The organism is Rhizobium sp. 01T444, assembly GCF_056398305.1.
The window spans coordinates 1-728 of sequence record NZ_JBFTPD010000163.1; the positions used below are offsets into that span (position 1 = coordinate 1).

Below are 728 nucleotides of genomic sequence, written 5' to 3' on the forward strand. Positions count from 1 at the left end.
ACGTCTACCCGACCCCCAGCTCGGATTTCGAGCGCGCCATCAATGCGCATGCCAAGGTCGATGGCACGCACTGGCAGCTATTGATCGACGACCTGCGCGCCATTGGCGTCGACAAGGATGTCATTGCCGCAGCCCGAGGAGATGGCGGAAAGCATTCGCAGCCAGCAGGCCCTGGCCCGAGCGCTTTTTCCCCAGGATTTCGAGCGCGTGTCCCACCTTGTCGACTACTACCCCTATCTTTCCGGTCTCGCGAGAAAGATAGGGGTGCAGCCAAGGCAATGGCGCCTCTTCCTTTCGGACATTGCGCTTTGGTACAAGGTCAATTTCTCATTCCTCTGYCCGGGCATGTTCCGCCTTCATGGTCCCGGCGCCAGGCCGGCCGCGGTGAAGCCCATCCTGCGCGCACTGCCCACCATGCACGCGTCGGTCTTGCTCATGGAAGGCGCTCTTTACGCACTGTGTCGCCTTCTGTCGCTCGTCGGATTCCGACGTTTTCGCCCATCCGCCTAACCACGAAAAGGAGTCATGAACATGGAGTTAGCCATCGCACCTCATCTGAGGTGTCCCCGCACGCGAGACCGGGCCATCGGGGATGACTATGTGCCGATGTTTCCAGGCTATGTGGCGCGGCCGCGTCCATCGATCGATCGCATCGTCATGGCTCACTTCGGCGTGCAGGCCCAAGCTGCCGGGAAAAAGGCCGACGCCTGGGCCGCATTGCGCAGGAT

General features: G+C 61.3%; 1 protein-coding gene and 1 pseudogene. Both read left to right on the plus strand.

The features are described from left to right. The first annotated feature begins 123 nt into the window (after positions 1 to 123). The gene (locus AC1DTN_RS37755) at positions 124 to 510 is read left to right on the plus strand and encodes a hypothetical protein (protein WP_477925246.1); all 387 of its coding nucleotides are present in this window, start codon (positions 124 to 126) and stop codon (positions 508 to 510) included. Between the two features lie 21 nt (positions 511 to 531). Beyond that, a pseudogene (locus AC1DTN_RS37760) lies at positions 532 to 728 on the plus strand (phenylacetaldoxime dehydratase family protein); the annotation flags it as partial.